22 protein-coding genes and 1 pseudogene are annotated in these 26,399 nt (G+C 73.2%); 11 read left to right on the top strand and 12 right to left on the bottom strand.

Annotated features, from left to right (window positions below):
* The first annotated feature begins 31 nt into the window (after window positions 1-31).
* Window positions 32-1,402 carry an L-serine ammonia-lyase gene (locus A8W25_RS23110; protein ID WP_067167079.1) on the top strand — a complete coding sequence of 457 codons (1,371 nt, stop codon included), beginning with the start codon at window positions 32-34 and terminating at the stop codon, window positions 1,400-1,402.
* Window positions 1,403-1,447: 45 nt separating this feature from the next.
* Complete coding sequence (locus tag A8W25_RS23105) at window positions 1,448-1,999, top strand: thiamine-phosphate kinase (protein ID WP_324616360.1); 552 nt, start codon at window positions 1,448-1,450, stop codon at window positions 1,997-1,999.
* Window positions 2,000-2,175: 176 nt separating this feature from the next.
* Here A8W25_RS23105 and A8W25_RS23100 read toward each other — a convergent pair whose 3' ends face one another.
* Together A8W25_RS23100 and A8W25_RS23095 are read right to left on the bottom strand one after the other, a co-directional pair.
* The gene (locus tag A8W25_RS23100) at window positions 2,176-2,388 is read right to left on the bottom strand and encodes an EF-hand domain-containing protein (protein WP_067164534.1); all 213 of its coding nucleotides are present in this window, start codon (window positions 2,386-2,388) and stop codon (window positions 2,176-2,178) included.
* A gap of 37 nt (window positions 2,389-2,425) precedes the next feature.
* On the bottom strand, window positions 2,426-3,424 hold the full coding sequence (locus A8W25_RS23095) for a glycosyltransferase (RefSeq protein WP_079126327.1): 999 nt from the start codon (window positions 3,422-3,424) through the stop codon (window positions 2,426-2,428).
* 58 nt (window positions 3,425-3,482) lie between these two features.
* On the opposite strand from A8W25_RS23095, the gene A8W25_RS23090 reads away from it, so the two are divergent.
* Together A8W25_RS23090 and A8W25_RS23085 are read left to right on the top strand one after the other, a co-directional pair.
* The gene (locus A8W25_RS23090) at window positions 3,483-4,268 is read left to right on the top strand and encodes a glutamate racemase (RefSeq protein ID WP_067164533.1); all 786 of its coding nucleotides are present in this window, start codon (window positions 3,483-3,485) and stop codon (window positions 4,266-4,268) included.
* Window positions 4,269-4,338: 70 nt separating this feature from the next.
* Window positions 4,339-4,917: a hypothetical protein gene (locus A8W25_RS23085; protein ID WP_234386556.1), complete on the top strand. Its 579-nt coding sequence runs from the start codon at window positions 4,339-4,341 to the stop codon at window positions 4,915-4,917.
* A gap of 129 nt (window positions 4,918-5,046) precedes the next feature.
* Here A8W25_RS23085 and A8W25_RS23080 read toward each other — a convergent pair whose 3' ends face one another.
* Window positions 5,047-6,108 (bottom strand): O-antigen ligase family protein, encoded by a 1,062-nt coding sequence (locus A8W25_RS23080; RefSeq protein ID WP_079126326.1) that lies wholly within the window; start codon window positions 6,106-6,108, stop codon window positions 5,047-5,049.
* A gap of 304 nt (window positions 6,109-6,412) precedes the next feature.
* Between A8W25_RS23080 and lnt the strand changes: the two genes are divergently transcribed.
* From lnt to A8W25_RS23060, 4 genes are all read left to right on the top strand, one after another.
* Window positions 6,413-8,047, top strand: coding sequence for an apolipoprotein N-acyltransferase (gene lnt, locus A8W25_RS23075; RefSeq protein WP_067164531.1), 1,635 nt, complete (start codon window positions 6,413-6,415; stop codon window positions 8,045-8,047).
* Between the two features lie 10 nt (window positions 8,048-8,057).
* Complete coding sequence (locus A8W25_RS23070) at window positions 8,058-8,537, top strand: NUDIX hydrolase (protein ID WP_067164530.1); 480 nt, start codon at window positions 8,058-8,060, stop codon at window positions 8,535-8,537.
* 56 nt (window positions 8,538-8,593) lie between these two features.
* On the top strand, window positions 8,594-9,397 hold the full coding sequence (locus A8W25_RS23065) for a 3-hydroxybutyrate dehydrogenase (protein WP_067164528.1): 804 nt from the start codon (window positions 8,594-8,596) through the stop codon (window positions 9,395-9,397).
* A 154-nt stretch (window positions 9,398-9,551) separates the two neighbouring features.
* Window positions 9,552-11,468: a helix-turn-helix domain-containing protein gene (locus tag A8W25_RS23060; protein ID WP_079126325.1), complete on the top strand. Its 1,917-nt coding sequence runs from the start codon at window positions 9,552-9,554 to the stop codon at window positions 11,466-11,468.
* Here the strand turns inward: A8W25_RS23060 and A8W25_RS23055 are convergent.
* Window positions 11,458-12,825, bottom strand: coding sequence for an MFS transporter (locus tag A8W25_RS23055; protein ID WP_067167072.1), 1,368 nt, complete (start codon window positions 12,823-12,825; stop codon window positions 11,458-11,460). The two genes, A8W25_RS23060 and A8W25_RS23055, sit on opposite strands and share 11 nt — an antisense overlap.
* Window positions 12,826-13,301: 476 nt before the next feature.
* Between A8W25_RS23055 and A8W25_RS23050 the strand changes: the two genes are divergently transcribed.
* On the top strand, window positions 13,302-15,350 hold the full coding sequence (locus A8W25_RS23050; RefSeq protein ID WP_067164524.1) for a PIG-L family deacetylase: 2,049 nt from the start codon (window positions 13,302-13,304) through the stop codon (window positions 15,348-15,350).
* A 78-nt stretch (window positions 15,351-15,428) separates the two neighbouring features.
* A complete protein-coding gene (locus A8W25_RS23045; RefSeq protein WP_158942678.1) occupies window positions 15,429-15,791 on the top strand; it encodes a hypothetical protein in 363 nt (120 codons plus the stop codon).
* Here A8W25_RS23045 and A8W25_RS23040 read toward each other — a convergent pair.
* The 4 genes from A8W25_RS23040 to A8W25_RS23025 all read right to left on the bottom strand — a co-directional run bounded on the left by A8W25_RS23040 (window position 15,764) and on the right by A8W25_RS23025 (window position 20,315).
* Window positions 15,764-16,537: a polysaccharide deacetylase family protein gene (locus A8W25_RS23040; RefSeq protein WP_067164521.1), complete on the bottom strand. Its 774-nt coding sequence runs from the start codon at window positions 16,535-16,537 to the stop codon at window positions 15,764-15,766. The genes A8W25_RS23045 and A8W25_RS23040 overlap by 28 nt on opposite strands.
* Before the next feature lie 96 nt (window positions 16,538-16,633).
* Window positions 16,634-18,754 (bottom strand): ATP-binding protein, encoded by a 2,121-nt coding sequence (locus A8W25_RS23035; protein ID WP_234386614.1) that lies wholly within the window; start codon window positions 18,752-18,754, stop codon window positions 16,634-16,636.
* A 44-nt stretch (window positions 18,755-18,798) separates the two neighbouring features.
* A complete protein-coding gene (locus A8W25_RS23030) occupies window positions 18,799-19,476 on the bottom strand; it encodes a DUF4255 domain-containing protein (RefSeq protein ID WP_067164519.1) in 678 nt (225 codons plus the stop codon).
* Window positions 19,477-19,640: 164 nt separating this feature from the next.
* The gene (locus A8W25_RS23025) at window positions 19,641-20,315 is read right to left on the bottom strand and encodes a helix-turn-helix transcriptional regulator (protein WP_067164517.1); all 675 of its coding nucleotides are present in this window, start codon (window positions 20,313-20,315) and stop codon (window positions 19,641-19,643) included.
* Window positions 20,316-20,579: 264 nt separating this feature from the next.
* On the opposite strand from A8W25_RS23025, the gene A8W25_RS23020 reads away from it, so the two are divergent.
* The gene (locus A8W25_RS23020) at window positions 20,580-23,471 is read left to right on the top strand and encodes an AAA family ATPase (protein WP_067164515.1); all 2,892 of its coding nucleotides are present in this window, start codon (window positions 20,580-20,582) and stop codon (window positions 23,469-23,471) included.
* 22 nt (window positions 23,472-23,493) lie between these two features.
* Here A8W25_RS23020 and A8W25_RS23015 read toward each other — a convergent pair whose 3' ends face one another.
* The 4 genes and pseudogenes from A8W25_RS23015 to A8W25_RS33610 form a co-directional block, all read right to left on the bottom strand.
* Window positions 23,494-23,853: a peptidase inhibitor family I36 protein gene (locus A8W25_RS23015; protein ID WP_067164513.1), complete on the bottom strand. Its 360-nt coding sequence runs from the start codon at window positions 23,851-23,853 to the stop codon at window positions 23,494-23,496.
* A 200-nt stretch (window positions 23,854-24,053) separates the two neighbouring features.
* Window positions 24,054-25,202 carry a winged helix DNA-binding domain-containing protein gene (locus A8W25_RS23010; protein ID WP_067164511.1) on the bottom strand — a complete coding sequence of 383 codons (1,149 nt, stop codon included), beginning with the start codon at window positions 25,200-25,202 and terminating at the stop codon, window positions 24,054-24,056.
* A 31-nt stretch (window positions 25,203-25,233) separates the two neighbouring features.
* Window positions 25,234-25,710: a cupin domain-containing protein gene (locus A8W25_RS33615; protein WP_234386612.1), complete on the bottom strand. Its 477-nt coding sequence runs from the start codon at window positions 25,708-25,710 to the stop codon at window positions 25,234-25,236.
* A pseudogene (locus A8W25_RS33610) lies at window positions 25,680-26,318 on the bottom strand (PucR family transcriptional regulator ligand-binding domain-containing protein); the annotation flags it as partial. The pseudogene A8W25_RS33610 and the gene A8W25_RS33615, both read right to left, overlap by 31 nt.
* Window positions 26,319-26,399 lie beyond the last annotated feature (81 nt).

The raw sequence follows: 26,399 nt of genomic DNA, 5'->3' as shown, positions 1-26,399 counted from the left end.
CAACGGCGTCTACCTCTCCAAGGAGTCTCTCGTGGCCATCTCGGTCTTCGACCTGTTCTCGATCGGCATCGGCCCGTCCAGCTCCCACACGGTCGGCCCGATGCGCGCTGCCCGGATGTTCGCGCGCCGCCTGAAGAACGAGGGCCTGCTGGCCCACACCGCCTCGATACGGGCCGAGCTGTACGGCTCGCTGGGCGCCACCGGCCACGGCCATGGCACCCCCAAGGCCGTCCTCCTCGGCCTGGAGGGCAACTCTCCGCGCACGGTCGACGTGGAGAGCGCCGACGAGCAGGTGGAGCGGATCAAGGCGGACGGGCGGATCAACCTGCTCGGCGCCCACGAGATCCCCTTCGACTTCGACGAGGACCTGATCCTGCACCGCCGCAAGGCGCTGCCGTACCACGCCAACGGCATGACGATCTTCGCGTACGACAGCGAGGGCGCGCCGGTCCTGGAGAAGACGTACTACTCGGTCGGCGGCGGCTTCGTCGTCGACGAGGACGCGGTGGCCGGGGAGAACCCGATCGTGCCGGACGACACGGTCCTGAAGTACCCCTTCCGCACCGGTGACGAGCTGCTGCGCCTCGCCAAGGAGACCGGTCTGTCGATCTCCGCGATGATGCTGGAGAACGAGAAGGCCTGGCGCACCGAGGACGAGATCCGTACCGGGCTCCTTGAGATCTGGCGCGTGATGCAGGCGTGCGTCTCGCGCGGCATGTCCCGCGAGGGCATCCTGCCGGGCGGCCTGAAGGTCCGCCGCCGCGCCGCCACCACCGCCCGCCAGCTGCGCGCCGAGGGCAACCCGGACGCGCACGCGATGGAGTGGGCGACGCTGTACGCGATGGCGGTGAACGAGGAGAACGCGGCGGGCGGCCGTGTGGTCACCGCGCCCACCAACGGCGCCGCGGGCATCATCCCGGCCGTGCTGCACTACTACATGAACTTCGTGCCCGGCGCGGACGACGAGGGCGTGGTGCGCTTCCTGCTGGCGGCCGGCGCCATCGGCATGCTCTTCAAGGAGAACGCCTCGATCTCCGGCGCCGAGGTCGGCTGCCAGGGCGAGGTCGGCTCGGCCTGCTCGATGGCGGCGGGCGCCCTGGCCGAGGTCCTGGGCGGCACCCCCGAGCAGGTCGAGAACGCCGCGGAGATCGGCATGGAGCACAACCTGGGCCTGACCTGCGACCCGGTCGGCGGCCTGGTCCAGATCCCGTGCATCGAGCGCAACGGCATGGCGGCGGTCAAGGCCGTCACGGCCGCGAAGATGGCGATGCGCGGCGACGGCAGCCACAAGGTGTCCCTGGACAAGGTCATCAAGACCATGAAGGAGACCGGCGCGGACATGTCGGTCAAGTACAAGGAGACCGCCCGCGGCGGCCTGGCCGTGAACATCATCGAGTGCTGACGGCGGCGTAGCGCTCCGGCAGGGCGGCGGCGGGGAGACCACTACCTGGCCGTCGCCAACATCAGCGACATCGCCGCCATGGGAGCCACCCCGATCGGTCTGCTGAGCGTGGTCCGCTATCCCCAGGAGGTGGACGACGCGGAGTTCCGTGAGGTGATGGCGGGCATCCACCAGGGCTGTACGGACTGCGGCACGCTGAACGTCGGCGGCGACATCGGGAACGCCGAACGGATCATCCTCTCGGCCACCGCGTTCGGCGTCTGCAGACCGGGGAGCGCGCTGATGCGGAGCGGCGCCCGCCCGGGTGATCTGCTCTGTGTGACCGGCCCCTGCGGGCTCCTCGGCGCGGCCGTGGCCTACTTCCCCCGGCGGGACACCTTCGAGAAGAGCCTCCCCGAGGAGGTCGAGCGACGGCTCCTGGACGGCTGGAAGCGCCCTCGGGCACGCGTCGCCGAGGGAAGGATCCTCGGTGCGAAGGCGTACGCGACGGCCTGCCAGGACACCTCGGACGGGCTCAAGGCGACCATGCCGCCGGAGTCGTTTCGCATATCGACATGTGAGCGACTCCAGTTGGTCCGATCGCGCGATCGGTCTTGATGACATCGCGGAATCACCTGGTCCGCCCTGCGGTTCGCCGCGACGGGGGACGGCACCGTCGGCGGTCACGCGGGATGGCGGTACGGGCGGCGCGTCGCGTCGGCGGAGCCGCGGGGCCCGGTGGGGAACGTCGTCCGCCGGCCCCCGTCACAGCGGGCCGGCGGGCGGGTTCGGGGTCACTTGTCGAGGGACGCCCAGAACTCCTCGAAGGAGAGCTTGCCGTCGCCGTTGGCGTCCTTGGCCCTGATGATGGCCTGGGCCACGGTCTCGGTGACGTGGAAGTCGCCCAGCTGGGCCATGACCTGCTTGTACTCCGTCGCCGTCACCTCGCCGTTGCCGTCGACGTCGAGCCGCGCGAACGCCTTGCGGGCCTCTTCGATGTCCGCCACTGGGTCCACCCCTATCTTGGTGCGTTTTTGACGGGGGTCAGACTAACCGGCCCCGCGCCCTCGCCGTACGGCGCCCGGCCGCCACGGCGTCCTCCCGCGCCATCCCGGCGAAGAGCGCGACCGGCGGCGCGAGATAGATGAGCGCGAGCCCCACGACCGTCCCGAGCAGCAGGAGCGGGCTGTGCCGGAGCTGGGCGTAGGCGCTGCGGGCGATCATGCGCCAGAGGTCGGCGAGGCGCGGATAGGGGCGCACGCTGTCCACGCGCTCCGCGAGCCCCAGCCAGATCCGCCCGCCCGAGCTGCTCACCGCGCGCGCCACCGACACGTCGTCGATGACCGCCTGGCGCACCGACTCCGGAATCCGCGCCCGCTCGGCCGCCTCCGTCCGCAGCAGGACGCAGCCGCCCGCGGCCGCCGCCGTACGCGCCCCCGGCCGGTTGATCCAGCGGAAGGGGTACAGCTGCGCGAAGAAGTAGACGAACGCCGGCACCACCAGGCGCTCCCAGCCGCTCGCCACCCGCAGCCGGGCCATCTGCGACACCAGGTCGAGCCCGTTGGAGCGGGCCGCGGCCACCAACTCCCGCAGACTGTCCGGCTCATGGGCGATATCGGCGTCGGTGAGCAGCAGGTACTCGGGCTCTCGCGCGAGTGCCGACGCGATGCCGTGGCGCAGCGCCCACAGCTTCCCGGTCCAGCCGGGCTCCGGCTCGCCCGGCTCGACCACGGTCAGCGGCAGCGCGCACTCCTCCCGCGCGGCGAGCGCCCGCGCCAGCTCACCCGTGCCGTCCGAACTCCCGTCGTCGACCAGGAAGATCTCCGCCTCGCCCGGATAGTCCTGGGCGAGCAGCGTGGGCAGGCTGCGCGGCAACACCTGGGCCTCGTCCCTGGCCGGTACGACGACGGCGACATACGGCCAGTCGGCCGGGGCGGAACGGTCGGGCAGACGCTGGTCCGTCCGCCAGAAGAAGCCCTGTCCGAGCAGCAGCCAGAGCCAGCAGACCAGGGACACCACGGCGATCCATGCGAGGGCGCTCATCCGCCGCAGTCTGCACCACCTGAGCCGGTGCGCAAGGGCGGTCGACTATGGTGACCGAGTGAAGATCGCGCTCATGGACTCCGGAATCGGCCTGCTGGCGGCGGCCGCCGTCGTGCGCCGGCTGCGGCCGGACGCCGACCTTGTCCTCTCCTCCGCCCCGGACAGCATGCCGTGGGGCCCCCGCACGCCCGAGGACGTCACCGAGCGCGCGCTCGCCGTGGCGCGCGCCGCCGCCGAGCTCGGTCCGGACGTCCTGATCGTGGCCTGCAACACCGCCTCGGTGCGCGCGCTTCCGGCGCTGCGCGCCGACCTGGAGCCGCGGATCCCGGTGATCGGGACCGTACCGGCGATCAAGCCGGCCGCCGCCAGTGGCGGACCCGTCGCGATCTGGGCCACCCCGGCCACCACCGGCAGCCCGTACCAGCGCGGTCTTATCCGTGAGTTCGCCGACGGCGTCGACGTCTCCGAGGTCCCCTGCCCCGGGCTCGCGGACGCGATCGAGCACGGCGACGAGCCCGCCATCGAGCTGGCCATCGCCGCCGCGGCCGAGCGGACCCCCAAGGACGTAAGGGGTGTCGTCCTGGGTTGCACCCATTACGAGCTGGTCGCCGAGCGGGTCCGCGACGCAGTGCGGCAGCCCGGCCTGGCCGCGCCCGTCCTGTACGGCAGCGCCTCGGCCGTCGCCGCCCAGGCGCTCCGCCGGGCCGGTGTGGAAGCCGACCCCGACGCGGCGCCCACCGGCACGGTGACCGTGCTGCTCAACGGCCGGACCGGCGTCCTTCCGGACATCGCGCTCGGCTACCCGGAAGGCCGACTGCTGCAGACGGTCACCGCCTCCCGCTGACCGCGGGCGGCCCCGCTCACTGAGAGTGGCGTCACTGTCGGTTCTGTGGATTCTGAGTACTCTGCTAAGCATGAGGGAATTCCCCCCCGAGCCCCCGGCGCACGACAGCGGTGACCCGGTGGCCACCCCGCAGCCGGCGATCTGGACCGGTCGCGCGACCAACCGCGTCCAGTGGCTGCTCGCCGCCGGAGGCGCGGCGTGTGTGGCGCTCGGCGTCGAGCTGGCCGTCGACTCCACGTGGACGTCCGGCGTCGCCCCGCTGCTCATGTCGGTGATCGGCTGCGTCGCGGCCGGGCTCCTGGTGATCTACGGAACGCTCGCCTTCGTCCATGTGGCCGTGAAGGTCGACGACGACTCCCTCGAAGTGCGCTGCGGCCACATCGGCCTGCCGCGCCGCCGGATCTCGCTCGACGACGTGGTGGGCGCGGACTTCGCGCCGCGCGTCACCCCGCGCCAGTGGGGCGGCTGGGGTTACCGCTGGCGCCCGGAGAAGGGCACAGCGGTCGTCGTACGCCGGGGTGAGGGGCTGGTGCTGCGGCTCGGGGACGGCCGCGTCTTCACCGTGACGGTGGACGACGCCGAGGCGGCGGTCCGCGTCATCCGCGACCGGCTGCGCCTGCTCGGCGCCGCCAAGCACGCCGAGGCCTGACGCCTCCGGAGGCGCTCACCGGCGCCCTCCTTCGTACGTATGCGACCTCCATACGTATGCGACGCGAACCTCACCACGTAGGCGACGCCGACCTCACCCACGCGCGCGTACGCATCACCTCCACCGGCGTCACCGCCGCGCGTGGACGACGGCCGTGTCGCACCCCGCCTCCTGCTGCCCGTCCCCCGGCGGCCGTGCGGTGGCCAGGCCCGCCAGCAGGCCCGCGCCCATCGTCACCGGGGTGAAGCTCAGCGCGTTGCCGACACAGGCGAACGCGGCCAGCGCGGTGAGCGCGGCGCCCGCCGTGAGCACGACCGGTGTGGCGCGGGGCGAGCGCCACAGCGCGTACAGGATCCAGCCATAGGTGGCCCCGAGCAGCGTGGCGCCCACCGCGCCCTGCTCGGACGCCTGCTGGAGCAGCGCGGAGTGGGGCTTGCCGGCGGCGACCGGTGACTGCCGTGCCACCGGGCTGAGACCGCCGAACCGGTCGGGCCCGGTGCCCCGCACGGGATGCTCCTCGGCCAGGTCCACCGCGTCCCGCCACAGCAGCACGCGCTCCGGCGTCAGCTGGCCCTCGAGGGAGACGGTGAGCCCGTCGGGCAGTACGTCCTCGGCCACGGCGACCGACCCCACCGCCACGAGGGCGGCGACCGCCGCGAGCCCCGCGAGGCCCACCGTCCGGTGCCGCATCCGGGCCGCTGCCAGGGAGCACAGCAGTACGCCGAGCGCCGCCGCACAGCCCGCCGCCGAGCCGAGCGCGAGGGCGGTGCCCGCGCACCCCACGGCGAGCAGTCGCAGCGCGAGGCGGACCGCGGCCGTACGGGCCGCCCAGGCGCCGCAGCAGGCCGCCCCGGCGGCGAGTGCGGGAAGCGCGGCGGAGACGCCGATGTGGCCCGGCAGCGGGTCCACGGTGGCTCCAGGGACTCCGTCCCTGGAGAAGTACGCCAGCAGCAGGCCCGCGGTCGCGGCGCAGGTCGCCGCCGCCACGGGCACCAGACTGCCGCTGATCCGGCCCAGCGCGTATCCGGCGGCCACCGCGAGCACGGCCAGCAGCACGCCCTCGGGTCTGGCCTCCCGGCCCGCCGCCGCGATCAGGGACCAGCCCGCGCAGGCGCCCAGCACCAGGACACCGGCGAGATCCGGCCCGGACCGGCGTTCGGGTACGGCGGACCGGCCTGTCTGTGCGCTCATCCCCGCCCCCCGGCCGTCTTACGGACTGCGCACACCGTAGTGGCGTCGGGGGTACGGCGGACCGGCCTGTCTGTGCGCTCATCCCCGCCCCCCGGCCGTCTTACGGACTGCGCACACCGTAGTGGCGTCGGGCACGATCTGGGTACAGATCGTGCGGAAACGTTCCGGCTGGGGTGTGGTCCGATGCCCGTACGCGTGTGGACGTACCGATCGTGCGCATATCGACGGTGATCGTGCGCATATGGACGGTTACTGTACGAACCGGTCTGACGCAGGCACAGCTCGCGGCCGTAGACTCCGCCGGGTGAGCACGACCACCACCCCCACAGCCGAGCCAGAGCAGCTCGAACCGCAGCCCGCCACCGCCTCGCGCGGACGTCGGCTGCTGCACCGGCTCGTACGGCCCGCCACGGCCGCGCTGTCCGGTGTGCTCCTGTACCTGAGCTTCCCGCCCCGGCCCCTGTGGTGGCTGGCGGTGCCCGCCTTCGCACTCCTCGGCTGGTGTCTGCGCGGGCGGACCTGGAAGGCCGGGTTCGGTCTCGGCTACCTCTTCGGTCTCGGCTTCCTGCTGCCGCTGCTCGTCTGGACCGGTGTGGAGGTCGGCCCCGGCCCGTGGCTGGCCCTCGCGGCCATCGAGGCGGTCGGGGTAGCCGCCGCCGGTGCCGGGATGGCGGTCGTCTCGCGGCTGCCCGGGTGGCCGGTGTGGGGCGCGGCGATGTGGATCGCCTCCGAGGCGGCACGCGCGCGCGTGCCGTTCGGCGGCTTCCCCTGGGGCAAGCTCGCCTTCGGCCAGGCGGACGGCGTGTTCCTGCCGCTCGCCGCCCTCGGCGGCACTCCCGTCCTCGGCTTCGCCGTCGTGCTCTGCGGCTTCGGGCTCTACGAGTGCGTGCGCCAGGCCCTGCGCCCGCGCGCCACCGGCGCCCTGCGCAAGGGGGCCGCGGCCGCCGCCCTGGCCACCCTGCTCGCCCCGGTCGCCGCCGCCTTCGCCGCGACCCCGCTGGTCAGCGACGCGGCCGAGAACGGCACCGCCACCGTCGCCGTGATCCAGGGCAATGTGCCGCGCCTGGGCCTCGACTTCAACGAGCAGCGCCGCGCGGTGCTCGACTACCACGTGCGCGAGACCCTGCGCCTCGCCGACCGGGTCGAGGCGGGCAAGGCCGCCAAGCCCGACTTCGTGCTCTGGCCGGAGAACTCCTCGGACGTCGACCCGTACACCGACGCGCAGGCGTACACCGACATCGACCGGGCCGCCAAGGCGATCGGCGCGCCCATCTCGGTGGGCGCGGTCGTCGAGCGCCCCGACGGACAGCTCTTCAACGAGCAGGTGCTGTGGGACCCGAGGACGGGTCCCGGAGCCACCTACGACAAGCGGCAGATCCAGCCCTTCGGCGAGTACATCCCGCTGCGCGGCCTCATCAAGAAGTTCGGCCCGGGCTATGTCTCCATGGTCCGCCAGGACTTCAGCCGCGGCACCGAGGCCGGTGTGTTCGACATGGCGGGCACCCGGGTCGGCATCGCCACCTGCTACGAGGCGGCGTTCGACTGGGCCGTGCGCGACACCGTCACCCATGGCGCGCAGATCATCTCCGTACCCAGCAACAACGCGACCTTCGACCGCAGCGAGATGACCTACCAGCAGCTCGCCATGTCGCGGGTGCGCGCGGTCGAGCACAGCCGGACCGTCACCGTCCCGGTGACCAGCGGGGTCAGCGCGGTGATCATGCCGGACGGGGAAGTCGTCCAGAAGACGAAGATGTTCACGCCCGACTCGCTGGTCGCCAAGGTGCCGCTGCGCTCCTCCGAGACCCCGGCCACCCGGCTCGGCACCGCACCCGAGTGGACCCTGGTGGCGCTCGCGGCGGCGGGCCTCGGCTGGGCGGTGAGCCGTACCGTACGCGCGCGTCGCGCCCCGGAGAACGACGCGGCACAGGCTAGTTAGGGTCGAGGGCATGGCGACACCAGACTTCATCCGCGAGATCCGTGCCTCGGCCGGCCACCAGCTGCTGTTCCTCCCGGGCATCAGCATGGTGGTCTTCGACGACGAGGGCCGGGTGCTGCTCTGCCGACGCGTCGACACCGGCGAGTGGGCGATCCTCGGCGGGATACCCGAGCCCGGCGAACAGCCCGCCGAGACCGCCGTGCGCGAGGTGTACGAAGAGACCGCCGTGCGGTGCGTCGTGGAGAGGGTCGTCCTGGTGGACGCGCTGCGCCCGGTCACCTACCCCAACGGCGACCGCTGCCAGTTCATGGACATCTGCCTCAAGTGCCGGGCCGTCGGCGGCGAGGCGCGCGTCAACGACGACGAGTCCCTGGAGGTCGGCTGGTTCTCCGTCGACGCGCTGCCGGAGCTGGATGAGTCCTCGCTCTTCCGGATCAAACAGGCGATGACCGATGAACCGACATGGTTCGCGCCTATGACCGAGCACTGAAGTGTGGGCCCGGACCACATGGGTGGTGGGCGGGCGCACTGCCTAGGGTCGAGAACATGACCACGCCCACCACACCGGGTCCCGTCCCCCCGTCCGTCGAGCTCGACCTGGGCGGCCGCACCGCCCTGGTCACCGGGGCCGCAGGCGGCATCGGCCGGGCCTGCGCCCTGCGCCTGGTGGCCGCCGGCGCCAAGGTGCGGGCCGTCGACCGGGACGGCGCGGGCCTCGACGCCCTCGCCGCACAGGGCGCGGGCCTCGCCGGATCCATCGAGCCGCTGGTCCTGGACCTGACCGACCTCGAAGCCGCCGAGCAGGCCGCCACCGGCACCGACATCCTGGTGAACAACGCGGGGCTGCAACTCGTGCGCCCCATCGAGGAGTTCCCGCCCGAGGTGTTCCACACCGTGCTCACGGTGATGCTGGAAGCGCCGTTCCGGCTGATCAGAGGGTCGCTTCCGCACATGTACGGGCAGGGCTGGGGCCGCATCGTCAACATCTCCTCGGTGCACGGGCTGCGGGCCTCCGCGTACAAGTCGGCCTATGTCGCCGCCAAGCACGGCCTCGAAGGGCTCTCCAAGACCGCCGCTCTGGAAGGCGCACAGCACGGCGTCACCTCGAACTGCGTCAGCCCCGGCTATGTGCGCACCCCGCTCGTCGAGCGGCAGATCGCCGACCAGGCGGCCGCCCACGGCATCCCCGAGGAACGTGTCCTGACCGAGGTGCTCCTCAAGGACTCGGCGCTCAAACGGCTGGTCGAGCCGTCCGAGGTCGCCGAGGCCGTCGCCTACCTCTGCGCCCCGCAGGCCTCGTTCATCACCGGCACCTCGCTCGCCCTGGACGGCGGCTGGACCGCGCACTGACCCGACCGCGCGACCTGACCGCGTGACCGACCGCGCGTCGAACCGGACCGCGCGCCGCCGCGCCACCACCGCACCTCCGCTTCTTGACCGGCGCCTGCCAACAGTTGTCCACAGGGCTGGCGCGGCCGCCCGTACGGCAGGTATCCCTGTGAACATGTCCCACGATCACCCGCAGTCCACCGAGTACGCGGAGGCTCCCTACCTGGAGCTTCTGGCGCGCGGCGCGGCCGCCGAGGCGTACGACCGGCCCGCGCTGCTCGCCCGCGCCGACGGCGCCGGACCCGAGGCGCTGGCCGCCCTGGAGTCCGCCCGGCAGCTCGCCCTGCGGGTCCGCGCCGACCTGGAGGGCAGACGGCGCAGAGGGGCCGAGCTGTCGGCGCTCTTCGAGACCGCCCACGACCTCGCGGGGCTGCGCGACCTGGACGCGGTGCTGCGTGCGATCGTGCAGCGCGCGCGTTCCCTGCTGGGCACCGAGGTCGCCTACCTCAGCCTCAACGACCCGGTGGCGGGCGACACTTATATGCGCGTCACCGAAGGGTCGGTGGCCGCCCGCTTCCAGCAGCTGCGGCTCGGCATGGGCGAGGGCCTGGGCGGCCTCGTGGCCCAGACCGCCAGACCGTATGTGACGTCGAGCTACTTCGACGACGAGCGCTTCCAGCACACCCGGACGATCGACACCGGAGTGCGCGACGAGGGCCTGGTCGCGATCCTCGGCGTACCGCTGATGCTCGGCAGCAGCGTGATCGGCGTGCTGTTCGCCGCCGACCGGCACAGCCGCGTCTTCGCGCGCGAGGAGATCGCCCTGCTCGGCTCCTTCGCCGCACACGCCGCCGTGGCCATAGACACCGCCAACCTGCTCGCCGAGACCCGGTCGGCGCTGGCCGAGCTGGAGCGGGCCAACGAGATCATCCGGGACCACAGCGCGGTCCTGGAGCGCGCCTCCGAGGTCCACGACCGGCTCACCGAACTGGTGCTGCGCGGCGGCGGGGTGCACGACGTGGCGAGCGCCGTCTCCGAAGTCCTGGACGGCACGGTCGAGTTCGCCGACGCCGACTCGGCGGCCTTCACCGCCCTGGAGCTGACGGGCACGGACGGCCACGCGGTCCGCAACGGAAGGGACTGGGTGGCCACGGTCGCGGCGGGCGACGAGGTGCTGGGCGCACTGGTGCTGCGCGGCCACCCGGCGCTCGACCCGGTGGACCGCCGCACCCTGGAGCGGGCCGCGATGGTCACCTCACTGCTGCTGCTCGCCCGGCGCTCGGCGGGCGAGGCCGAACAGCGCGTGCGCGGCGAGCTCCTGGACGACCTCCTGGACGCACCCGGCCGCGACCCCCGGCTGCTGCGCGACCGGGCAGCCCGGCTGCGGGCCGACCTGGACGCGCCGCACGTGGTCCTCGCCGCCCGGATCGAGAGCCCCGAGGACGGCACCGCGGAGCGGCGGACCGCCGACCGGCAGCGGATGGGCTCGGCCGCCGCGCATCTGGCGGCGACCCGGCACGGCCTGGCCGCGACCCGTGACGGAGGGACGGTCCTGCTGCTGCCGCTGGGCCCGGCCGACACCCCGGCCGAGGTCGCCCGGCAGCTGGCCAGGCAACTCGGCGGCGCCCTGCACGAGCGGGTCACGGTGGGCGCCTCGGCCCCCGTCGAAGCCCCGGCGGCCCGGCCCGGCGAGATATCCGAGGCGTACGCGGAGGCGCGCCGCTGCCTGGAGGCGCTGCGGCTGCTCGGCCGCCCCGGCGAGGGCGCGGCCGCCCAGGACCTCGGCTTCCTCGGGCTGCTCCTCGCGGACACCCGGGACATCGAGGGCTTCGTCGACCGGACACTGGGCGCGGTCGTGGCGTACGACGAGAGGCGCGGCACCGACTTGGTGCGCACCCTCGACGCGTACTTCGCGAGCGGGATGAGCCCCGCGCGTACCAAGGACGATCTGCACGTCCATGTGAACACGGTGGCCCAGCGGCTGGAGCGGATAGGCAGGCTGCTCGGGCCGGACTGGCAGTGTCCGGCCCGAGCGCTGGAGATCCAGCTGGCGCTGCGGCTCCATCTGATGTCGGCGGCCGTCAGACGCTGACGGAGTCCTGGGGGCGGCTCTCGGCGTCGACCTCCGCGAGGTCGCGGTGGCGCGTCTCGTGGGCACAGATCAGCGCGATCACCGTGAGGAGGGCGGCCGCGATCACATAGAGGGCGATGGGGGTGGAGCTGTCGTAGTCCTTGAGGAGGGCGGTGGCGATGAGCGGGGCGGGCGCGCCTGCGGCGACCGAGGCGAACTGGGCGCCGATCGAGGCTCCCGAATAGCGCATCCGGGTCGCGAACATCTCGGTGAAGAAAGCGGCCTGGGGCGCGTACATGGCCCCGTGGAACACCAGCCCGACGGTGACGGCGAGGACGAGGTTGCCGAAGTCGCCCGTGTCGATCAGCGAGAAGAAGGGGAACATCCAGGCGCCGACACCCACCGCGCCGATCAGATAGACGGGCCGCCGCCCGATCCGGTCGGAGAGCGCGCCCCAGGCGGGGATCACCGCGAAGTGCACGGCGGAGGCGATCAGTACGGCGTTCAGCGCGGTCTGCTTGGCCATCCCGGCCGAGGTCGTCGCGTACACGAGGATGAACGCGGTGATCACGTAGTAGCTGATGTTCTCCGCCATGCGGGCGCCCATCGCGACCAGTACGTCGCGCCAGTGGTCGCGCAGCACGGCGACGAGCGGCAGCTTCTCCGCCACCCGGTCGGGCTCGGCGGCCCGACGCGCCTCCGCTTGCTCCAACGCGGCCTTGAACAGGGGTGATTCATCGACCGACAGCCGTATCCACAGCCCTACGAGGACCAGCACCCCGGACAGCAGGAACGGCACCCGCCAGCCCCAGGAGAGGAAGGCGTCGTCGGAGAGCAGCGCGGTGAGCGCGGAGAGCACGCCGGTCGCGAGCAACTGCCCGGCGGGCGCCCCGGTCTGCGGCCAGGATGCCCAGAACCCGCGCCGCCGCGCGTCCCCGTGCTCCGACACCAGCAGCACGGCCCCGCCCCACTCGCCGCCGAGCGCGAAGCCCTGCACCAGCCGCAGGGCGGTGAGCAGCACGGGCGCGGCGGAGCCGACCGTGGCATGCGTCGGCAGCAGCCCGATCGAGAAGGTCGCCCCACCCATCATGAGCAGACTCAGCACGAGCAGCTTCTTGCGCCCGACCCGATCCCCGAAGTGCCCGAAGACCAGCGCACCCAGAGGCCGGGCGGCGAACCCGACGGCGTACGTCAGGAACGAGAGCAGCGTGCCGACGAGCGGGTCGGACCCGGGAAAGAACAGCTTGTTGAAGACGAGCGCGGCGGCCGACCCGTACAGAAAGAAGTCGTACCACTCGATCGTCGTCCCGATGAGGCTCGCGGCGACGATGCGGGGGAGGGTGGAGCGGGCTGGGGGAGAGGTCGCTGGGGAGGACATCAGCAGCACTTCCTGGCGGTTGGCGGGGACGGTTGTGTGTGGCCATACCGTAGGAATGCGCAGGTCAGGGGCGTATGTGGTGGGGCACCATAGTTCTGGGTGGTGGGGTGCGTGCGGGCACCATGGGGGAGTCGTCGGGTCTTCGCGGGCGACAGATCGGCTTCCTGGGCCCAGGTCACAGCTGTGCCCAGCACGTGAAAACACCCGGCCTCAACAGTGGGGCAGGGCGGCGACTTAACAGCTTCGCACGGCAATGTCCGGACAGTCGTTACACAGCCGAGGGAATACCTACGTGCGCTCTTTGTAGCGTCTCCACGGTTGCTCGCACCCAGCGCCACTGATCGGCTCGACGAAGTCTCACCGACCCCGGTCAACGCCGTGCTGTGCCTCGGGCAGACCGCCGTGCCGGTGCACGTCTTTTCGTGTCCCGCGCCCCGGCCCGTACGAACTGCCCGCCCACCTGTGAGAGATCCCCTGTGCCGTCACAGCCTGCTCGCCGCGCCCTCATCGCCGGCCTCATAGCCCTTGCCGCGGCGATATCGGCCTGCACTCCCGCCTCGTCGACGCTCGCCGCCCCAACGGTCCACAAGCGCGGCACGGTGCAGGCGTCCCGGGACGGTGCGAGCGGTGCCCGGGTCATGCAGATCCTCGCCCACCCGGACGACGACCTGTACTTCATGAACCCCGATCTCCAGCAGTCCATCGATGCCAACGACCAGCTCGTCAGCGTCTATGTGACCAGCGGTGAGGCCGACGGCCGCAACAAGGTCCCCGGCCGCAAGTCGTCCGCCAAGCCCAATGTCGCCGACTACGCCGGTGCCCGCAGGCAGGGCCTGCGCCAGGCGTACGCGCTCATGGCGACCGGTGACACCAGGGCACCGTGGGCGAGGCAGGCCACCGCCCTGCCCGACGGCACCCCCATCGAAGTGGACGTCCTGAGCCACCGCCCCGGCATCCGACTGATCTTTCTCGGCGTGTCCCAGCACTCCTCGCGCGGCACAACCCCCAACGGTGACCTGCGGCATCTCTGGGAGACCCCCCACACGGTCACCCCGACCCTCATCAGCACCGGTTCCCCCGTGCGGGCATCACACCAGGTCACCCGCGCCGGGCTGATAGACACGCTGGCCTACCTGATGGACAGCTACCGGCCCACGCTCGTACGCACCATGGACCCCGACCCGGACCTGCAGGTCCACGACGCGAAGCACCGCGCCCACCACGACCAGCGCGGTTACTCCGACCACCCCGACCACACCGCCACCGCGCTGTTCACCTACGCGGCCCTCGACCGCTACCGGGCCCCGCACGCCGTCACCGCCTTCCGCGGCTACTACAACGAGCGCTGGCCGCAGGCGCTCCCGGCGCAGATCGTCCGCGGCAAGGCGAACGTCCTCAACGCCTACGGAGGCTCCCCGAAGGGCTGTGACAACAAGGCGTCCGGCGGCTGCGGAGACTACGACGTCGGCCGGGACCGCTCGTACGGCACCGGCTGGCTCCAGCGCACCTCGCTGCGCTACCCCACCGCCGCCCCGCAGCTGGGGCAGGCACCGGACGGGCGGCTGACCGCGTTCGCCGTCCTCGGCGGGCAGGCCGCCATGTGGCAGGAGACCGAGCCCGGCAGCGGAAAGTGGACAGCGCCGAAGCTGCTGGCCGGCAAGGGGCTGCTGCCGGGCCTGACTGCCTTGCTGACGAAGGACGGACGCCGACAGCTGTTCGCCGAGCGCGTTGTCTCCCTCGGCCCCGGAGCGAAGGACAACCGCCGCGAGATCGTCACGACGGAGCAGCCGCGCCAGGGCGGACCGTTCCCCGCATGGAGCTCACTGGGCGCCCCCGACCACGACCCCGAGCGCGCCCGCCGGGTCGGCGGGCCCGTCGTGACCCGCGGCGCCGACGGCACCACCTGGCTGTTCGCACGCAACTGGGCCAAGGGCGTCTCCGTCCGCACCCAGCGAGCCGACGGTATCTGGAGCGACTGGAGGGACCTGGGCGGCGCCGAAGTCCAAGAAGGACTCAGCGCCGTCACCGACGCCAAGGGGGCTGTCCACGTCTTCGGCGCCGGACACCGCACCGTCTGCCACTGGGCGCAGCAGAAGCCGGGGGGACCCTTCGTCCTCGTCCCCACCGGGCTGCCCGCACCGGCCGATCCGCCCACGGCGCTGGCCCGGCCCGACGGTTCGCTCCTCCTCGCCTTCCGCGAGGCCAGGACGGCCCGTCCGCTGGTCCGCACGCTCCCGGCCAACGGCGACAGGTGGCGCGACGAACGCGTCAATCTGGGCAGCCGCGGCTATGGCCCGCTCGCCCTGCAGCCCATACCCGGCGGAGTGCTTCTGGCCGCCCGCGACAACGACGGCAGTACGAGCCTGGCCCGCCTGGGCACCGGCCGCCTCCCGCGCTGGAACACCGTCCCCGGGGCCGTGGTCGGCGCGGCCTCCCTGGCAACGGACTCCGCCAACCGTCCCGTCCTCGCCCGACTGGCCCCCGACGCGACCCTCCACACCCAGGCCGTACCCGAGCGGACGTGAAGAACCTCAAAGGGGTTTGTGCGAGTTCAGTCGGTCATGGACCACGGCGAGCGTGGAATCCCCGGCGTCGTAGCCCGCGTGGACTGTGCTCTGGCCTTCGCCGTCGCGACCGTCGCAGCCATCGCCTCGATGCTGCGGAGCGTGCTGGCGGCCGTCGGCTGCTCGCTCGGGGTGCTCCTGGGGGTGCTGCCCGGCCTCGCGGCCGTGGACTCCATCAGGTCGTGGACTCCTCAGGCTCTGGCGCAGAGTGCTGATCCTCTGCTGTCCGGCAAGGAGGGCCTGGACGCGTACGTGCTCCCTGCCGTGGTGGCCGTGTGCCTGACCGTGGCCCTTCTCGCCGTCGCCATCGGTCGCGTGCGGATACCTGCCTCCAGTGACGGCGCACGGCCCTCGCCATCGCGTCGGCGTTCGGTTCAGCGCACCGGGAAGCCGAAGGAGTAGCCCTGCTCCTTGAGCCAAGGGAGGAGGCGGCGCAGGGCCTGGACGGTCTGCGTGCGGTCGCCGCCCGCGTCGTGGAAGAGGAGCGTCGGTCCGTTGTGCAGCTCCCGCTCGACGGTGGCGACGATGGCGTTCGTACCCGGGCGTTCGAAGTCCTTGCTGTCCACGTTCCAGCCCAGCGGGCGCATGCCCCGGGAAGCGGCGAGCTGGCGGCTGTAGGGGGTGAAGGCCCCACCGGGCGCCCGGTAGTACATCGGCCGTACGCCCCCGGACGCCTCGGTGATCATGCGTTCGGCGTCGAGTATCTGCTGTGACTGGTAGGCCTGGGACTTCTTGTCCATGGCGGTGTTGTGCGACACCGAGTGGTCGCACAGCCGGTGCCCGGCCGCGACCACCTTCTTCACGAGGTCGGGGTGGGCCTGCGCCTGCGTCCCCACCATGCAGAACGTGGCCCTCACCCCGTACTCCCGCAGCAGGTCGAGCACTTGAGGGGTCCACCGGGGGTCGGGGCCGTCGTCGATGGTGATGTTGACGCCGCGCGCTCCCGCCTCCGAGGCGTGCGCGATGCTCGTCTCGACCGGCTTGACGTCACTGGCCGGCTTGGTCGGCGCGGTCGCCTTCGGTGACGATTCGCCCGCGCCACCGGCCTGCGCGGTCCATACCGAGGCACCCGTGGCGAGCATCGTCACCCCGATCGCCGCCCCGACGACCTTGCCGTACCAGACCCGCCCGCCGCCGTGCCGTGCCATGTCCGCCCCTTTGCGCAGTTCCTCGCCGATCCCCGGTCGCCTTGCGACCACCTGGCAGGACGAGACATCGAGGCGAAGGGATGCGTCTGTTACGGATCACGGACATTTCCGGGAGAGATCGCGGACAACTCCCCGCGCGTGGTGGCCGGAACCCCACGTTGGTCGGCCCGATCCCGCCTGCTCAATCGGCGCCGCCCGGCCCGCCTTGCGGTACTCGCGGCGGGCGCCCTCCAGCAGGTCGGCCGCGGTGACCTCGTCACCGCGGCCGGCGGCCAGATACGCGGCGGAGACGACCGCGCTGCGGATCGACCCGCCGGCCATCTCGAAGTCCCGCGCCAGCGGGGCCAGATCGATGCCGTCGGCGGAGGGGACGTGCACGAGACCGTGCCGCCACAGGGCCAGGCGCTGCCCGGCGTCGGGGAACGGGAAGTCGACCACCAGGTCCAAACGCCGGGTGAACGCCTCGTCGATGTTGGCGCGCAGGTTGGTGGTGAGCAGCGCGATGCCGTCGAAGGACTCCAGGCGCTGGAGCAGATAGGCGCTTTCCATGTTGGCGTAACGGTCGTGCGCGTCCTTCACCTCGGAGCGCTTGCCGAAGACGGCGTCGGCCTCGTCGAAGAGGAGTACGGCGTCGGTGCGGTCGGCCTCGGTGAAGATCCGCTCCAGGTTCTTCTCGGTCTCGCCCACGTACTTGTCGACGACGGAGGACAGCTGGACGACGTAGAGGTCGAGGCCGAGGTCGGCCGCGACCACTTCGGCCGACAGGGTCTTTCCGGTGCCGGACTCGCCCGCGAACAGACCGAGGACGCCCCTGCCTCGTCCACCGCCCGCGCTGAGCCGCCAGTCGCCCAGCACGCGGTCGCGGTGGCGGGCGCGCAGGGCGAGTTCGCGCAGCTGGGTGAGGGGCCCTTCGGGCAGGACGAGGTCCCGCCAGTCCACGTCGGGCCGGATCCGCCGGGCGTGCCGTTCCAGACCCGAGGCCGACTGGCGGCGGGCGGCGCGGCGCACATGGGCGGCGGTCACCGGGGTGCCCTCGAAGGCCGCGAGGGCGCGGGCGGCCTGCGCGGCCCGCTGGACGCGGTCGCCGCCGAGGCGGTAGGGGGCGACGGTGGCGGCCAGGTCGAAGCCGTCGGCGTCCGCGCCCAGCGCGGCCTGCCAGGCGGCCGTTCCCCCGGCCCGGCGGCCCGGGGCTTCCAGGACGAGCGGGTCGTGCGGGGACCAGTGCGGGTCGTAGGGGCGGGGGTCCGTCAGCAGTACGGTCACGTCCGGTGCGGCGGTGAGCGCCCGGACCAGCTCGCCGGGGCGTTCGGGCAGGCCCGGCACGACGACGGCCCGCCCGCTCAGACGTGCCTCGCGCAGCAGCTCGGGAACGTGCTCCGCCGGGTCCGCGCAGCGCAGCGCGTCGAGGCCCGCCGCGCGCAGGGCGGTGGCGAGGGCGGCCAGGCCGTCCCCCTCGCGTGGTTCGCGCAGATAGGCGAGGAGCGGGCCGGTACGCAGCCGGGCGGCCAGCCGGTCGGTGAAGTCCTCGGTGCCGGGGGCGGCCGGCAGGGGGTCCGGCAGCGGGTCCAGCCGTCCGATCAGGGCGGCGTCCGGGGTGTCGTCACCGAGAAGATGGCCGATCAGCCGGTCGGGCACGCGCAACACACGGCTGAGGAAGGGGCGTTCGGGCTCCTCGTCCTCCAGCAGCCCGAGGGCGCGCAGCGGCGCCGACGCGTGGAGGCGGGCACGTGCTCCCGCCGTGGACGCGGGCAGCCCGCACAGATCGAGGGCCAGGCCCGCGGTGGCGCGGCGCCGGCTCACGTCGTCGTTGAGGTAGCCGTAGAGCGACTCGAAGGTGCGGTCGATGTCCGGGGCGAGGGCGATGAGCAGGACAGTGGTGTCCCACTCGGTCAGCCCCGTCCGCTCGGCCAGCCGCGCCAGCCGGTCGGCGGGGTCGTGGTGGGCGCGGCCGTCGGGACCGCCGGAGAAGCCGAGGGCGGCTGACGGCGGTGCGCCATGGCCCGTGTCCGTCAAGGGGACGGCGATGCCGGAGACGCCGTCGGCCGTGGTGTGCAGCAGGTGGTGCACGGCCTCGTCGGACAGGTAGAGGCCGCGCAGCGGGTCCTCGGCGGTGGCGTCGGTGGCCGCGCGGTGCGCGACCAGCGCGGCCACCTGTTCCCGCAGGACGGCGAGGCGGGCGACCAACGCGTGGGCGGGGTCGTCGTGCGGTCCCGGCACCGGTGGGCCGTGGACGGCGGCCGGTGTCCCGGCGAACCGGGCGTTCACCGCGCGTCCGCGCTGTCAGCGGCGGCGGCGTCACGGGCGGCGCGGGCGGCGGCCACCTGGTGCGGCCGGTGGGAGCGCTCGGAGGACTGCGGTGGACCGTCGTCGGGGCCGCGCAGCCGCACGGTCGCCCCCTCGGTGACCGCAGGCCCGGCGTCGTACTCCGGATAGGAGGGGAAGGGCACGGTCACCGCCAGATCGAGGGACGGTTTCAGTTCGCCGCCCAGGGCGGACCAGATCTCGGCGAGCGAGCGGGACTCCGTCCGGCTGCCTGCCACCGTCACCGGCACCGACAGGCCCAGCGCCGCGAGGGAGGCGGGGAGTTCGGCCGACGGGACGAGCTCGTGCGGCAGCAGGGTCGCCAGTACGGCGGACAGCAGCCGGTGTTCGTCATGCGGGGTCTTGGTCCAGGCCGTCACCAGGTACGACAGGCGGAACCAGCGCGGTGGCCGGCGGCGGCGCACCACGATGTCCCGCTCGTCGCGCACCGGCATCTGACCGCGCTGGCGCCGCTCGGTGTCCTCCCGGATGTCGTACAGATAGGTGTTGACCACGGGGGCGTTGCGCCGGGCCGCCCAGTCCCGGGTGGGTGCCTCGAAGGACACGTCGATGCCGGAGCCGGCCAGCGCTCCCCCGCCGAGGAGGCGTTTGAGTACCTCGTCCACCTCGTGGATCACGCTCGCGCTCCCGCCATGCCGGTCCGCCGGCTCCCTCGCTGTCCGCCTTCTCCCACCGATCGTGCCTCGCGCGACGCCCCGCCCGCAGGCACGGCCGGACCGACGGCCGGGCAGAGGTCCTTGCCCCTGCGGCCCCACAAGGCCGCCGCGGCTTGCCCGTTCGGTCAGATGTAGCCCTCCCGCAGGGCGTAGGCCACCGCATGGGCGCGGTTGCGCAGATGCAGCCGGGTGGTGAGGGCGTGGATGACGTTCTTGACGGTGCGTTCGGAGTACGACAGCTTGCCGGCGATCTCCCCGGTGTCGAGGCCGTCGGCTATCAGCCGCAGTACGTCCACCTCGCGCGGTACGAGGCCCAGCGAGGGGGCGCCGAGGCGGCCCTCCGTGCCCCGGTGCAGGCTGCCCACCTGGCTGATGAGCCGTCCGAGCAGGTCGGCCGGGAGGTCTCCGTCGCCGCGGGAGGCGGCGAGGACCGCCTGCACGAGGCGGTGGGCGGTGGCTTCGTGGCGCCACACAATGGCGCCGATGCCGCACCCGACGACGTCCAGGAGCTCCGTCTCACGGATCGCGTCGACCACGACCACGGCCCGCGCGCCCTCGCTGCGCACGATCCGGCGCAGCCTGCTGAGCGCGGCCTCGTCGAGCGTGTTCTCGATGAACAGGGCGACCGTGTCGGGACCGGTCTTCTCGCGCAGCTCGATCTCCGGGTGCCGGCGTAACTGGCTGACGGCTCCCTCGCGGCTGATCGGGTCCGGGGCGGTGACCGCCACCGCGACGCGCCGACGGGCCGCACCGCCCTCTCCCGTATCGGACGCGACCGCGGTCCGTGGTGAGTTGAGCAACCGTTTCCCCTGTTCACGAGCCTGCCGTACGAGTGCGTCCGGCAGCGAATGGCTTGCCCTCACCCTTCTTCGGCCGTGGTGGCGCGCGCAATCGTGGACCACCACGAGACACACCACGAGAGCTTCGCGCCGCCCCCGCGAACAGGGCCCCGAGGCATCCCACTTCGCCTCGCGTGACCCATCTCACCCTCACTTCCGGCGGCCTTCCCGCGTCTAACCAGGGGGAAGCACCAAGATCAGGAGGCACAGGATCAGGAGGCACCGATGAGCGGACCGCTCCGCGAACGCGACCGCGCCCAGGCGCTGGTCGCGGAGGAGACCGAGCGCGCCCGGGGCGGCACCGGCGGGCTGGTCGTGCTGCGCGGCGCCACGGGCACCGGCCGTACCGCCGTGCTGGAGGCGGCCGCCGAACACGCCGAAGGGCGCGGTCTGCGGGTGCTGCGCGTGCGCTGCTCGGCGGAGGACACCGCGGTGCCCTTCGCCGCGGTGCTGCGTCTGCTGGACCCCGTACCGGAGTTCACGGGCCTCGCGCCCGCCGAGGACGAGCACGGCACCGCGGACCGGCTGTGGCGGCTGCTGCGCTCGTACGCCGACGGGGGCCCGCTGCTGCTGGCCGTCGACGACGTGCACCTGGCCGACGCCGCCTCGTGCCGCTGGCTGCGCGACGCGGCCCGGCGTGTCGACCGGTTACCCGTCCTGGTGGTGGCCACCGAGCGCAGCCAGTACGACATCGAGGCAGGGCCCGCCGGACTCACCCAGCCGCTGCCCCCCTCCCTCGTCCGCACCCACACCCTCGCCCCGGTCGGCAACGCGGCGGCCGACGACCTGGTCCGGGAGGCTTTCCCGGGGGCCGGGCCACAGTGGACGGCGGCGTGTGTGCGCGCCGCCGCGGGCAGTCCGCTGCTGCTGCACGCCCTTCTCGACGACCTGGGCGACGCCCAGCGGCACGATCCTCCCGGGGACGGCGGACCCGCGCCCGTGCCCGAGACCTGCGCCGAGCTGTATCCCGGGTCCTATCCGGCGGCCGTCGCCTGGTGGCTGCACAGCGCCGGTCCCGCCACGGCCGAGGTGGCCCGTTGTCTGGCGGCGCTGGAACAGGCGTGGCCGGTGGACCCCGTGGGCACCACCGTGGACGACCCGAGCGGTCAGGAGGCAGCCGGGCACCCCTCGGCGGACGGCGCCGACGAGGCGGCGAGCGATCCGGTGCACCTCCTGGCCGAGGCAACCGGTGGCGACCCCGTCCGGATCGCCGGCTGGCTCACCGCGGCGACGCGGCTCGGCCTGCTGCGTCCCGACGCCACCGGCCGCCCCCGCTACGCGCATCCCCTGCTGCGCGACGCGGTGCTCACCGGCTGGCCCGAGGCGAGCCGGCAGGCGGCGCACCGGGCGGCCGCGCGGGCCATGATGCGCCGGGGCGAGCGGGCCGAGCCGGTCGCCCGGCATCTGCTGCGGGTGCCGGGCGGCGATCTGCCGTGGGTGGTGCGCGTGCTGCGGGACGCGGTGACGGTGGCGATGCACGACGCCCGGCACGAGGACGCCGTCGACTATCTGCGCCGCGCCCTGGACGAACCACTCCCCGACGGCCTGCGACAGCGGCTGCTCACCGAACTGGGCTCCCTGCACTACGCGTCGTCCGACGTCCCGGCGGCCATCGCGCGCCTCGCCGAGGCGCACCACCTGGCGGCCGAGCCCCGGACCCGGGTGCGTACCGCTGTCGCCCTCGGCACCGCCCTGGTGAGCCGCGGCGAGATCCGTACGGCCCTGGAGGTCCTGCGCCGCACGGAGGGCCGGCTCTCCTCAGACCACCCGGACCTGGCCCGTACCGTGCAGACCGCGGCCGCCCTCATGTCCGACGCGGACCCCGAGACCCGCCAGCAGGTCTACCGGTGGCTGTGCGAGGCGGCGCAGTACTCCCCGGAGCTGGTGGGCACCGCCGGGCAGGCCCTGCTCGTGCGGTACGCGGCGACGGCCGCGCTGATCTCGGCCCAGGAGGCGATGACGCGGATACGGGACCTGCTCGCCCAGCCCACCGACCCGCTCGCCGAGCCGTTCCTGCTGGGGACGGCGGCCGCGGTGGCCCAGTGGGCCGACGAACTCGACGAGGCGGACCGGCTCGTCGACCACGGTCTCTCCGGACAGCACCCGCTCCTGCTGCATCCGATGCGGCACGCACTCCTCAACACCCGCGCCGACATCGCCGCTTCCCGAGGCGATGCCGACCGACTGCTCTCCGACCACTTCGGCGACGGCACTCCGCCCCAGCTCCCCGTGGAGTCCCGCACCAGCCCGACCAACCGGGACGCCACTGCTCTGCTGGCGCTCGTCCACAACGGCCGCCTCGACGAGGCAAAACGGTTCGCCGCCGGGTTCGACCTGCACGACCCGACGGCGAACTTCGAGCTGAACCGGTTCCTCTACGCGCGCGGCGCGCTGCGGGTCACCGCCGGCGACCCGGCGGGCGCGCTGCACGACTTCCTGGAGTGCGGACGCCGCCAGTCCGCCCGCGATGTGCTCAGCCCGATCGTCACCCCGTGGCGCACGGCCGCGGCGCAGTGCCGGCTGGCGCTGGGCGGCGGCGCGGACGCGCTGACCCTGGCGGCGGAGGAGCTGCGGCTGGCCCGGGTGTGGAACACCCCGCGCACGGTGGGCCGCGCCCTGCGCGTACTGGGCGCCGCCACCGGGGGCCGGCGCGGTCTGGAGCTGGCCGAGGAGGCCGTGGAGACCCTGCGGTCGGCGTCCGCCGACACGGGCATGGAGCTGGTCCGGGCCCTGCTGGCCCAGGGCCGTCAGCTCCATGCCGCCGGTGAACGCGTCCACGCCCGCGACTGCCTGCGCGAGGCGGCCGAGCTGGCCGAGGGCAGGGGCGCCGTGGGCATGGCCACCGCGGTCGGGCAGGCCCTGCACCAGAGCGGCGCCCGCAGCCCCGTGGTGGTGCACACCGGCCCCGGGTCGCTGACCGGCAGCGAGCGCCGCATCGCCGAACTGGCCGCCGACGGCCTGACCAACAGCGAGATCGCCGATCTGCTGCATCTGGCGCGCCGCACCGTGGAGACCCATCTGACCAGCGCCTACCGGAAGTTGCGGATCCGACGCCGGACCGAGCTGGCCGACGCGCTGGAGGGGGACCGGCCCACGAACGCGGCGGCGTCCCTATGAGGCCGCGGGCGCGGCAGCCGGTTCAGCAGGTGTTGCCGACGCCGTCGATGCGGCCGCCGAAGTCGCTGCGGTAGTTGATCCGGTTGTCGCCGTTGCGCACCACCCGGGTCTCCTTCGGGTCCCAGTTGATGAAGCAACCGTCGGTGTTCGCCACGAACGAGCCCACCTTGTCGTGGAAGTCGGCGGGCATGTCGTGGTACCCGTCCTTGGCGACCCACTCCCAGCTGCGGCCGTTGTAGTCGGATCCGGTGAAGAAGCAGATCGATCCGCCGGTACAGGAGGGCACGGCCGCCGCGGCCGGGGCCGCCAGCGCGTCCGAGGCCGGCATGAGTACGGCGATCAGCGAAAGGGCGGCGGTCGACGACCAGGAACGCAGCTTCATGGAACTCCTCGATGAGCGGGTGAGGCGACGCGTGGAGGGAGGCGAGGGACGGACGGGCCGATGAACGGATGCGCCGGTGAGCCTCCGTGGGCCCAAGCCTCGCCCTCGCCCCCGGTGGCGTCGACGGGTTTCCCGCTGACCGTGCGAACGGGAAACGGGGAAACGCACGCCCCGCCGTGCGCGTGCGCGTGGGCGCCGGGTCAGTCGCCGGGGAGCAGCCGGGTCTCGGCGGCGGGTACGCCCTTGGTCCACCAGTGGTCGTAGCGGGCGTAGGCACGCGGGTCGCGGGCGGCGAGGAAGGCGACGAGGGACCGGGCCTCGCCCGCCAGCTCCTCCCAGACGTGCTTGGGCAGCGGATGGAAGGCACTGGCCTCGATGCCGCCGTCGGCGGCGCGCCAGACTCCGGCGACCTGGCCGTCGACCAGCAGGGTGGGCAGTACGTCGCCGTTCACCCGGGTCACATGCTTGCGGTAGGCGGTCGGGATCACGCGGCTGCGGTCGGCGTGCGCCAGCAGGACGCTGTCCCACATCGCCATCAGCCGCGCCGGGGCGGGCGTGTCCTCCTCCGGCCGGAGCGCGCCGGGAAGGTCGTACAGCACCGTGCCGTCGGGACCCTCCAGTTGCTCCAGCTCGTCCGCGAGGGCGTTCACGGCCGCCTTGACCCGCGGCCGGTGGACCAGCGCGAACTGCGCCATGTCGGCCGACGACGCCGGCCCGAAGCCCGCCAGATAGCGCAGGATCAGGGTCCGCAGGCCCTTGTCGGCCGCCTCGGGATCCCCCAGGGCGGGCCGCTCGGCGGCCGCGACGTACGAGAGCCGGTGGGTGAACGACCAGGGCCCGCCCGTCGGTGCGTGCCACAGCGGCGCGTACTGCCGCAGCATCCGCTGCGCCCCCGTCTCCAGGGGCCGGCCGAGGCGCTTCTCGAACCAGTCCCCCAACTCGGCGCTGCTGCGCTGCTCTTCCGTGTATTTCAGGAGGCCGGCGACCAGGGCGTCGGCGTCATCGCCGGTGAGCCCGGACGAGCGGAAGCGCGCGTCGCCGAGCCGGGAGGAGCGCAGCGTCGGTTCCATGGCCTCGCGAAAGCCCTGGTAGTCCTCGGCATGCACCGCGTGCAGGGTGAGGCGCATGAGGGTCGCCTTCACGATCCGGCGGTCGGCCAGCGCCGCGTCGAGCCGCGCCGGATCGAAGTCGCGCAGCCGGTTCCACAGAGCGATGTACGGCGAGGCGGCCTGCTGCGCCTGAAGGGCGACCACGCGCCGCAGAGCCTCCACGGCATCGAGCGGCTCGCGCCCGAGCAGCAACTGCCGGGCGAGCGTGGCACGGTTGAGGGCACGCGCGGAGATCACCATGCCGTGATTCTCGCGTACCCGCCGGTGGGGGTCAGTTGTCCGGTACGAAGAAGCTGTCGTGGTGGAGGAAGAACTGGGCGCGTTCCTCGTCGGTGAGGTCGGCCAGGCGGGTGATGCCCTCGAAGTACTCCTCGCGCGGCGCGCCGGGGGCGAAGATCATGAGCATGGACGCCGGGTCGCCGGACTCGTTGCGGAAGCCGTGGAGCCCGCCGGGGGGTACGTAGAGGTAGTCGCCCGCGGTCGCGTTGACCCAGCGGTCGCCGTCGTACAGCCGCATGGTGCCGGAGAGGACGAAGAACGACTCCGACATCGCCTTGTGGAAGTGCGTGTTGGCACCGGCGACCTCCGGGCCCATGTCCACGCGGTACAGACCGTAATCGCCCTTGGTGGAGATCGTCGTGGACAGGTAGTGGTACGCGGTGCCGCCCGCCAGGTTCGGACCGGACGAGGCGACGGGCGCGGAAACGAAGTCCGGCGGGGCGGTGGAGGGCCGGAAGGCAGCGCTGATCTCGCCGCTGTCGCCGAAGTAACGGGGGTCGGGGTAACGGGCTCGGGGCCCGCCGAGCGCACCACCGCCCCCTCCGGGTCGAGCAGCGCCGCCCAGCCGCCCAGGCGTGTCGCCAGCTGGTGCAGCACCGCCGGAACGGGGTCGGGGTGGGCGGCGGCCGAGGCGAGGGCCTGTTGGGCCCGGGAGACCCGGCGCAGCTCGTGGTGGCGGGCCTCGGTCAGCAGGCCCCACACCGCGCGGGCGATCGCCGTGAACGTGGTCGGCGGCGGCACCTCCACCAGCGGCAGCCCGTGCCGCTCGCAGGCGGCGACCAGCCCGGCCGGGACGGTGTCGTACACCGGCGCGAGCCCGAAGCCCAGCGCGGCCGCCCCGGCCTCGGCGACCCGTGCCGCGTACCGCCCGGGGTCGGTGAGCTGCACGCCCGCCGTCAGCAGCAGCTCGCCGCCGAGCAGATACGGATACGGGTCGGCCATCTCCGAGGCGTGCACCCCGTGCACGGCGGCCTCCGGCGGCCCGGCGATGTGCCGCAGGCCCAGGTCCGCGCGGGCAAGGAGGGCGGAGAGCGGGACGGGAGTGGTGGGCGGGGCCGCCGCGGGCTCGGCAGGCATGGGCACTCCGTACATCAGAGGGGCCGTAAGTGGAGGAAACGTACACTTCAGTATCGCTGGACGGCCACCTAGGGTGGCGAG

The organism is Streptomyces sp. ERV7 (genome assembly GCF_001653515.1).
Classification (GTDB): Bacteria; Actinomycetota; Actinomycetes; order Streptomycetales; family Streptomycetaceae; genus Streptomyces.
The sequence above is the reverse complement of the archived record's forward strand: the minus strand, read 5'-3'. Positions and strand labels throughout refer to the sequence as shown.